Genomic DNA, 9,112 nt, shown 5'->3' on the forward strand with positions numbered 1-9,112 from the left:
AAACCAGCCGTTTTCGGACATGTCCCCGGAGCTGGATGCGCACCTACAATCCAGAGCGCCAATCGATCAAACAAGTTCTATCCGGGAGTCCGTCCATGCAGTTATCAGCATCCATTTTCAAGGCCTACGACATACGCGGCGTCGTGCCCGCCACCATCGACGAGGCGGTGGCCGAGGCCCTGGGCCGGGCCTTCGGCACGGTGGCCCGCGCGGAGGGTGAAACGTCAGTGGCCGTGGGACGCGACGGCCGGCTCAGCGGCACTTCTTTGAGTGCCGCGCTGGTGCGGGGTCTGGTGGCGGCCGGGGTCGATGTGATCGACATCGGCATGGCGACGACGCCGATGTTGTACTTCGCCGCCAGCACCCTGTGCCGCAGCGGCATTCAGCTCACCGGCAGCCACAACCCCAAGGACTACAACGGTTTCAAGATGGTGATGGCCGGGCGCGCCATTTACGGCGAAGAGATTCAGGCCTTGCGCCGCATGATGGAAGCGGAAACCTGGTCGCTGCTGCCGGGCGGCAAGGTTCGGTCCGTTGACGTGTTCGAGGCCTATAAGGACCGTATCGTCGGCGACATCAAACTAGCACGCCCGATGAAAATCGTGGTGGACTCGGGCAACGGCATTGCCGGTGCCTCGGCGCCGGCCATTTTGCGGGCGATTGGCTGCGAGGTGACTGAGCTGTACAGCGAGGTGGACGGCAATTTCCCCAACCACCATCCCGACCCGAGCAAGCCCGAGAACCTGCGCGACGTCATTGCCGCGGTGCAGGCCGGCGATGCCGAACTGGGTCTGGCGTTTGACGGCGATGGCGACCGCCTGGGCATTGTCACCCGAGAGGGCAACAACATCTACCCCGACCGCCAGATGATGCTGTTCGCCCAGGATGTGTTGAGCCGCGTGCCGGGCGGCACCATCCTGTTTGACGTGAAGTGTTCGCAGCGCCTGGCGCCCGCCATCGTGGCCGCCGGTGGCCAGCCCCTGATGTACAAGACCGGGCACTCGCTGATCAAGGCCAAGATGAAGGAAGTCAACTCCCCGCTCGGCGGCGAGATGAGCGGCCACATCTTTTTCAAGGAGCGCTGGTTTGGCTTTGACGATGGCACCTACGCGGGCAGTCGCCTGCTCGAAATTCTGAGCCGCTCGCCCGATGGCAGTGCCGTGCTCAACGCCTTGCCGACCAGTTTTTCAACGCCCGAGTTGAACGTCAAATGCGCCGAGGGCGAGCCGCATGCGCTGGTGGACAAACTGGTGGCCGATGCGCACTTTGCCGCACCCGCCGTCGTCAACACCATTGATGGTCTGCGCGTCGACTGGCCCGATGGCTTTGGCCTGATTCGCGCCTCCAACACCACGCCGGTGCTGGTGTTGCGCTTTGAAGGGCACACGCCCGAGGCCCTGCAGCGCATCGAAGACGAGATGCTGGCGCTGCTGCGCACCGTCAAGCCAGGCGCCGTGGTGGACGAGGCGTCGCATTGAGCGCCGCCGGGCCGTCCCAAGGCGCGAAGGCCCCCGTGGGGGTCAGCGCAGTACACGCAGTGACAAGCGTGGGGGTTAACGTTTGAAGATTCTGATCGTCAAGCTCTCTTCGCTTGGCGATGTGGTGCACGCCATGCCGGCCGTTCAGGATATCCGTCGGGCGTATCCACAGGCACAGATTGACTGGGTGGTGGAGCGCGGTTTTGCCCCGCTGGTGCGGCGCTGCGCTGGCGTGCATCGTGTCATTGAGTGTGAATTGCGGCGTTGGCGCAAGTCGCCTTTGTCAAAGCCCACCCGGCAGGCCTGGCGCGCCTTCAAGACCGAGTTGCAGCGTGAGCGTTATGACGCGGTCATTGATCTACAGGGCCTGAGCAAATCGGCGTTGATCTCATGGCTGGCGCGGCTGGCGCCGCAGGGCAAGCGTTATGGCCTGGCGAACCAGACCGAAGGTTCCAGTTTCGAGGCGCCGGCGCGCTGGGTGGCTGATGTGGCTGTGTCCTTGCCGCCGCACATTCACGCCGTGACGCGTTCGCGTGCGTTGTGCGCCCGCGCGTTCGGCTACGCCATCCCCGACTTTCAGTCTTTTGGGCTGCTGGCCCGCGTGGATCAAGCGCCATCAGCTATAAAAAACGTAGCGTCCGACGCCAAAGGTGTGGTGGCCCTGGTGCACGGCACCTCGCGCGCCGACAAGCAGTGGCCGCTCGTAAATTGGCGTGCCGTGGGCCAGCGCCTCAATGACAGCGGCTATGCCGTGGCCTTGGCCCATGGCAGCGATGAAGAACAAAGGCAAGCGCAGGAGATTGCCAGCGGTCTGGCCCAAGCGGTCGTTTGGCCGCGGCTGGCGCTGGACACCCTGACCGATGCGCTGGCCGCCTGCGCCGGTGTGATCGGCGTCGACAGCGGCTTGAGCCACATCGCCGTGGCGCTGGATTTGCCGCATGTGCAGATCTACAACTTTGATACCGCCTGGCGTACCGGGCCGCTGCAGAAGGCGCGCCAATGCAGCGTGTTTGCCGATCCAGCGCCGTCGGTGGACGCGGTCTGGCAGGCCTGGCGGGCGGTGTCGGCGGCGCACGCCGTGAAGACCGCATGACACGCCTGCTGTACACCTGCTTCATGTGGCTGGTCCAGCCGTTTTTGCGTCGCAAACTCATCCAGCGCGGCCGCCAAGAGCCGGGTTACCTGGAGGCGGTGGAAGAACGATTCGGTGTCTACAAAAGCAGTTCACCGGTGGACGATGGCAACACCCTCTGGGTCCACGCCGTGTCACTCGGGGAAACACGCGCCGTCGCCGGGCTAGTGGCGCGGTTGCGCGAGCGCTGGCCCGGCATGCGCCTGCTGCTCACGCATGGCACGGCGACCGGCCGCGCGGAAGGTGCCAAGCTGCTGCAGCCGGGCGACCGCCAGACCTGGCAGCCGTGGGACACGCCGTGGGCGGTGCGGCGCTTTCTGGCTCACTACAAGCCGCGTATCGGGATCCTGATGGAAACCGAGATCTGGCCCAATCTGGCCGCCGGCTGCCAACAAGCCGGGGTGCCGCTGGTGCTGGCCAACGCGCGCTTGAGCGCGGTCTCCCTGCAGCGTAGCCGCCGGCTGGCCTGGCTGGCGCGTCCGGCCTATCGCCGTCTGGCCGCCGTCTGGGCGCAGACGCAGGAGGATGCGGCGCGCCTGCATGCATTGGGCGCCACGGTGCAGGGCGTGTTTGGCAATCTCAAGTTTGACGCCACGCCCAACGCGGACCAGCTCGCCTGCGGCCGGGCCTGGCGCGGCCGGGCCGGCCGCCCCATCATTTTGTTTGCCAGTTCGCGCGATGGTGAAGAACAGGCCTTGCTTCAGATATTGAGATCAAATCAGCCGCCAGCCCTCGTCGATCAAGCGCAATGTGCTATTTATTCGATAGCGAGCGCGATTCAATGGCTGATCGTGCCGCGCCATCCGCAGCGCTTTGACGAGGTGGCGGCGCTGATCGCAAGGCAGGGCTTTGCCGTCTCGCGCCGCAGCGATTGGGGCGACGCACCGCCCGCAGCTGCGGGGCCGGATGCGAGCGCGATCTGGCTCGGTGATTCGCTGGGCGAAATGGCGCTGTACTACGGGCTGGCCGATTGTGCCTTGCTGGGTGGCAGTTTCGAGCCGCTGGGCGGGCAGAACCTGATCGAGGCCGCCGCCTGCGCCTGCCCGGTCGTGATGGGGCCGCACACCTTCAATTTTGCCGAAGCGGCCGAACTGGCCGAAGGTGCCGGGGCCGCGCTGCGGGTGGCGTCGTTGCAGCAGGCGGTTCAAGCCGCGCAAGCACTGGTGCAGGACCCGGCTGCGCGCGCCGCCATGGTCCGTGCCGCCGCCGGATTCTCAGGGGATCATCGCGGCGCGGTTGAAAAAACGGCCGCGGCGGTGCTGCCCCTACTGCACCAGCAGGGCGTTGACGCTCAGTAAGTCCTCGGCCCGGAGTGTGCCGTTGGCCTGGCGCAGTTTCAGCCCGCCCACCAGCACGTCATAGCGGGCCTTGGCCAGATCGCGCTTGGTCTGGAACAACTGGCTTTGTGAATTGAGCACGTCGATATTGATGCGCACGCCCACCTGGTAGCCCAGTTTGTTGGCGTCCAGCGCGCTCTGGCTGGAGGCCTCGGCGGCTTCCAGGGCCTTGACCTGGCCTTGGCCTGAGAGCACACCGAAGAAGACCGTGCGTGTGCCCTGCGCGACCGCGCGTTTCGCGCCTTCGAGGTCATTGCGCGCTTTTTCTTCCAGCGCCAGGGTTTCCCGGATGCGGTTTTGCGTCGAGAAACCGGCGAACAGTGGCAGGTTGAAAGACAGGCCGATCGTGCCGGCATTGGCCCGGTAGCTACCGGGCAGGCTGCTGCCCGGGTTGCCGTCCGGGTAACGATTCACGCCGTAGCTGGCGGTCAGATCCAGTGTCGGCTTGTGGCCCGCTTCTGCCTTCTGGGTCTCCAACTGAGCGACTTCCAGCGCAGTCTTTGCCTGCTTGATGCTAGGGTGATCGACTTCCGATTGCTGAACCCAGACGTTGACGTCGTTGGGCACCAGGGCCGGCAGTGCCAGCGGTTGCGCCAGGGGTTGGGGCTTGGCGTCGCTCTTGCCTACCAGCTGATCGAGCGCAATTTTCTTGACGCGAAGGTCGTTCTCGGCCGCGATTTCCTGGGCGATCACGAGGTCAGACCGGGCCTGTGCCTCACGTGTGTCGGTGATGGTGGAGGTGCCCACTTCAAAGTTGCGTTTCGCCGACGCCAGCTGCTCGCCCACCGCCGCCTTCTGGGCTTGCACGAACGTCAGGCTGTCCTGCGCGGCCAGCACGTCAAAGTAGGCCTGGCTGACGCGCACGATCAAATCCTGATCGGCCGCGTCGAGTTGGGCTTGCGCGAGATCGACCAGCTTGAGGCCTTGCCTGTAACTGGCCCAGTTGCCCGGACGGTACAGCGGCTGCGATGCGCTCACGGCGGCAGTCTGGGTGTCATAAGTGCGGTCGCTTTGGGGGATTCCGTCAGGAATCACTTCCTGGTTGGTGCGCGACACGCCGGCTGACAGATTGGCCGTGGGCAGGACGGCCGCCTTGGCCTGGTCTGCCTTCGCGATGGTGGCGTCATACTGCGACTTGGCCGACTGGTAGGACGCATCAAAGCTCCGTGCCGACTCGTACATGCCCACCAGGCTTTGTGCACGCACAGGCAGGGCCAGCGCCGCGCTGACGGCAATGAACAGGGGTAATAGACGGAACGTTTTCATGGGGGCCTTAAAGTCATCTGCAATGACGGGTTGTGACAGCAAGCGGGGGCGGTGTGCGCACCGAGCTCAATATCTGGGGATGGTCGGATCCAGCTCGGCCGACCAGGCGTTGATGCCACCGGCGATATTGGCAACGTGGGAAAACCCCCGGCTCTGCAAAAACGAGGCCACCTGCATGCTGCGCGCCCCGTGATGGCACAGGCAGGCAATCGGTTGCTCGGGGTCGAGTTCGTTCAGGCGCGGTGGAATCAGCCCCATGGGAATGGCCACCAGCTCAAACCCGTCCGCCTTGATGCTGGCTACCCGCAACTCGGCCGCTTCGCGCACATCGAGCACCACGGGCGCGCCATGGCTGCGCGCTGTGTTCAGCCAGGCGGACAATTCAGAGGGTCGGACTTGGACAATCATGCGATCAAAAATGAAAAGGTGAAGGTTCGGGGAAATTGAGCAGACGCGGTGCGACCGTGTCCCACGGCTGGCTGGTTTTGAATTCGGTCTCGCCGGTGCGGGTGACCAGGGTGGCGCGCATCATCGGCTCGTCACCCACAATCGCCATCAGCCGGCCGCCGACCTTGAGTTGCGCGAGCAGGGACTGCGGCACCTCGGCCACCGAGCCACTCATCATGATGACGTCAAACGGACCTTCGGCTGGGGCTCCAACGGCGCCGTCGAACTGCCGCACTTCGGCGTTGTGGATGCCGGCTTTTTGCAGATTGGCGCGCGCAAGTTTGACCAGTTCGGGCTCGATTTCCAGTGAAATAACGCGCTGCGCCCGGTGTGCCAGCAGCGCTGCCATGTAGCCGGAGCCGGTGCCGATTTCCAGCACTTTTTCGTGTTTTTGAACCGCTGCGTCCTGCAGCATGCGGGCTTCAACGCGGGGCGCGAGCATGTACTGGCCCTGGCCCAGGGGAATTTCCATGTCCACAAACGCCAGCGCCTTGTGCGCCAAGGGGACGAAGTCCTCGCGTTTGACGACCGACAGCAGGTGCAGAACGTCGGTATCCAGAACGTTCCAGGGCCGAATCTGCTGTTCGATCATGTTGAAGCGGGTTTGTTCTAAATTCATTTAGGTACTCCAGGGGGTATGTTAACTGATTTCAAGAAATTTTACCCGGCGGGGCTTTCATCCGCGCCCCAGCAGCGGCGCAACCATTGCGCCAAATCATCCATGTAGCAATACACCACGGGCACCACGACCAAAGTCAGCAAGGAAGAGGTGATCACGCCGCCAATCACCGCCTGGCCCATGGGCGCGCGCTGCTCCGAGCCCTCGGTCAGCGCCAAGGCCAGCGGCATCATGCCGAAAATCATGGCCAGCGTGGTCATCAGAATCGGGCGCAGCCGTACTTTGGCCGCCATCAGCAGCGCCGCACCGCGCTCCATGCCGTCGACGTGGCGGCCGTCCGCGTCGATTCCGGGTTTGCGCGCGCGGATGGCAAAGTCCACCAGCAAGATGGCATTCTTGGTGACCAGACCCATCAACATCACGACCCCGATGATCGAAAACATCGACAGCGTCGAGCGGAACATCAGCAGCGCCAGCACCACGCCGATGAGGGTCAGCGGCAGCGCCGTCATGAGGGCCAGCGGCTGGAAAAAGCTCTTGAACTGGCTGGCCAGAATCATGTAGATGAAGACGATGGCCAACACCAGCGCCGAGATCGCATAACCGAAGGATTCCGCCATGTTTTTGGTGGAACCGCCAAACTGGTAGCTGTAGCCGGGCGGGAAACTGATGCTCTCCAGCGCGGTCTTGACGTCGTTGGAGACTTCACCGGCGGAGCGGTTGTAGACGTTGGCGTTGATGGCCACTTCGCGCGTCATGTCGCGCCGGTTGATCTGATTCGGGCCGGTCGAGTCCTGCACCGTGGCCACCTGGTTCAGCCGCACGATGCGGGTGCTGCCGTCCGCATTGCTGCCCATCGCGAACGGCAGGCGCTGCAGGTCATCGGGGCTGTTGCGCGCTTCGGGCGCCAGGCGCACGTTGACGTCGTAGGTTTGATCATCCGGCGCGCGCCAGCTGCCCACCGTCTGGCCCGCCACCAGGGTCCGCAGGGCACTGCCGATCTGCCCGATGCTCAGACCCAGGTCGGACGCCGCGTCGCGCTTGACCGCCACGTCCAGCGTCGGCTTGTTGGGTTTGACGCTGGAGTCAAGGTCCACCAGACCGGGGATCGGACGGACTTTTTCCATCACCAACCGGCTGATGCGTTCGAGCTCGTTCAGATCCGGCCCCTGCAGCGAAAACTCGACCTGCTTTTGGCCGCCCACCGCGTCGAGCAGGCCGACGTGCGTGACGGTGATGCCGGGCACCTGTTTCAGGCGTTCGCGCAGCACGTCCGACAGCTCGTCCACGTTGCGCTTGCGGTCCTTGCGGTCCACCAGACGCACATAAATGTTGGCGTAGCTCTTGCCCACCGCGTTGCCGGTGTTGATGGTCGCCAGCGTGTAGCGGACCTCGGGAAAGCCGCGCAAAATGTCATCCACCTGGCGCGCCTTGGCCTCGGTGACTTCAAGGGACGAACCCATGGGTGTGTAGAAATTGAGCGAGGTCTCGGAGAAGTCGGCCTTGGGCACGAACTCGGTGCCCAGCAGCGGCACCATGAAGAGGCTGGTGACGAAGATGGCCAGTGCCATCGCCAGGGTTTTGAGCTTGTGCACCAGGGCCCAGCGCAGGATGCCCTGGTAAGCGTCGATCAGCAGTTCGGTGGCATGGTCGAACCAGCCGGTGACGCGGCCGATGGTCTTGTCGTACAGCGTGACAGGCGGGCGTTTGCTGCCGTCGGGGTTGCGGCCATGATCGCGGTGGGCCTCGATGCTGGGGTCGTGCCAGATCGAGGACATCATCGGGTCCAGCGTGAAGCTGACGAACATCGAGATCATCACGGCGGCCACGATGGTGATGCCGAACTCGTGGAAAAACTTGCCGATGATGCCGCCCATGAAGCCGATCGGCATGAACACAGCCACGATGGACAGGGTGGTGGCCAGCACTGCCAGGCCAATTTCCTGCGTGCCGTCGAGCGAGGCCTGAAACGGCTTCTTGCCCATCTGCACGTGGCGCACGATGTTTTCACGCACCACGATGGCGTCGTCAATCAGCAGGCCGACGCACAGGCTCAGGGCCATCAGCGTGATCATGTTGATGGTGAAGCCGAACATGTTCATGAACAGGAAAGTGCCAATCAGGGCAATCGGCAGCGTCAGGCCGGTAATGACGGTGGAACGCCATGAATTCAAAAACAAAAACACGATCAGGATGGTGAGCAGGGCGCCTTCGATCAGGGTGCTGCGCACGTTTGCCACCGCCACCCGGATCTGGCGTGAACCGTCGGTCACCGGCTCCAGCCGAATGCCGGTCGGCAGTTGCGCCTTCATCTCCGCGACTGTTTTCAGCAGGCCGTCAATGACCTCAATGGTGTTTTCATCCTGCGATTTCTGGACGCTGAGCAAGAGCGTGCGCTGGCCGTTGTAGAGCGCCAGGCTGTCGGTTTCCTGCGCGCCGTCAGCCACGCGGGCGATCTGGTCCACGCGCACGGGCGCTCCGTTCTTGCGCGTCACGATGATCTTGCCAAAATCTTCCGGACGCTGCATGCGGGCCGAGATCTGCACCACGCGCTCCTGCTGCAGGGAGCGAATCGCCCCCATCGGCAGATCCTGATTTTCATGGCTGACCGCCGAGACCACCTGGTCGGGCGTGACGCCAAAGGCTTCCAGCGCCTGCGGGTTGAGGTAAATATTGATCTCGCGCATGGTGCCGCCCACCACCGTCACCGAGCCCACACCGCGCACGTTCTCCAGGCGCTTCCTCAAAACTTGGTCAGCCCAGTTGGTCAACTCGACGTCTGAGAGGGGTTTGTGCGCCGCGCCGGAAGTGGCAAGCGTGGGGGCAAGCTCCA

The 9,112-nt window shown here is 63.8% G+C and carries 7 protein-coding genes; 3 read left to right on the top strand and 4 right to left on the bottom strand.

Annotated features, from left to right (window positions below; translation table 11 throughout):
- The first annotated feature begins 95 nt into the window (after positions 1-95).
- From B3V69_RS14510 to B3V69_RS14520, 3 genes are all read left to right on the top strand, one after another.
- Positions 96-1,478, top strand: a complete 1,383-nt coding sequence (locus B3V69_RS14510) for a phosphomannomutase/phosphoglucomutase (protein WP_296447697.1) — start codon at positions 96-98, stop codon at positions 1,476-1,478.
- 82 nt (positions 1,479-1,560) lie between these two features.
- Complete coding sequence (gene waaC, locus B3V69_RS14515) at positions 1,561-2,571, top strand: lipopolysaccharide heptosyltransferase I (protein ID WP_296447698.1); 1,011 nt, start codon at positions 1,561-1,563, stop codon at positions 2,569-2,571.
- The gene (locus tag B3V69_RS14520) at positions 2,568-3,908 is read left to right on the top strand and encodes a 3-deoxy-D-manno-octulosonic acid transferase (RefSeq protein ID WP_296447700.1); all 1,341 of its coding nucleotides are present in this window, start codon (positions 2,568-2,570) and stop codon (positions 3,906-3,908) included. Before waaC ends, B3V69_RS14520 begins: the two co-directional genes overlap by 4 nt.
- On the opposite strand, the gene B3V69_RS14525 is transcribed toward B3V69_RS14520, so the two are convergent.
- The 4 genes from B3V69_RS14525 to B3V69_RS14540 all read right to left on the bottom strand — a co-directional run.
- Entirely contained in the window at positions 3,876-5,213 is a 1,338-nt protein-coding gene (locus B3V69_RS14525; RefSeq protein WP_296447702.1) for a TolC family outer membrane protein, read from the bottom strand. The genes B3V69_RS14520 and B3V69_RS14525 overlap by 33 nt on opposite strands.
- Before the next feature lie 66 nt (positions 5,214-5,279).
- Complete coding sequence (locus B3V69_RS14530) at positions 5,280-5,621, bottom strand: rhodanese-like domain-containing protein (RefSeq protein ID WP_296447703.1); 342 nt, start codon at positions 5,619-5,621, stop codon at positions 5,280-5,282.
- A 4-nt stretch (positions 5,622-5,625) separates the two neighbouring features.
- Entirely contained in the window at positions 5,626-6,279 is a 654-nt protein-coding gene (locus B3V69_RS14535; RefSeq protein WP_296447705.1) for a protein-L-isoaspartate O-methyltransferase family protein, read from the bottom strand.
- 41 nt (positions 6,280-6,320) lie between these two features.
- A partial coding sequence (locus B3V69_RS14540) for an efflux RND transporter permease subunit (RefSeq protein ID WP_296447707.1) occupies positions 6,321-9,112 on the bottom strand: 2,792 nt, incomplete at its 5' end.

The organism is Rhodoferax sp. UBA5149 (assembly GCF_002413825.1).
GTDB lineage: Bacteria > Pseudomonadota > Gammaproteobacteria > Burkholderiales > Burkholderiaceae_C > Rhodoferax.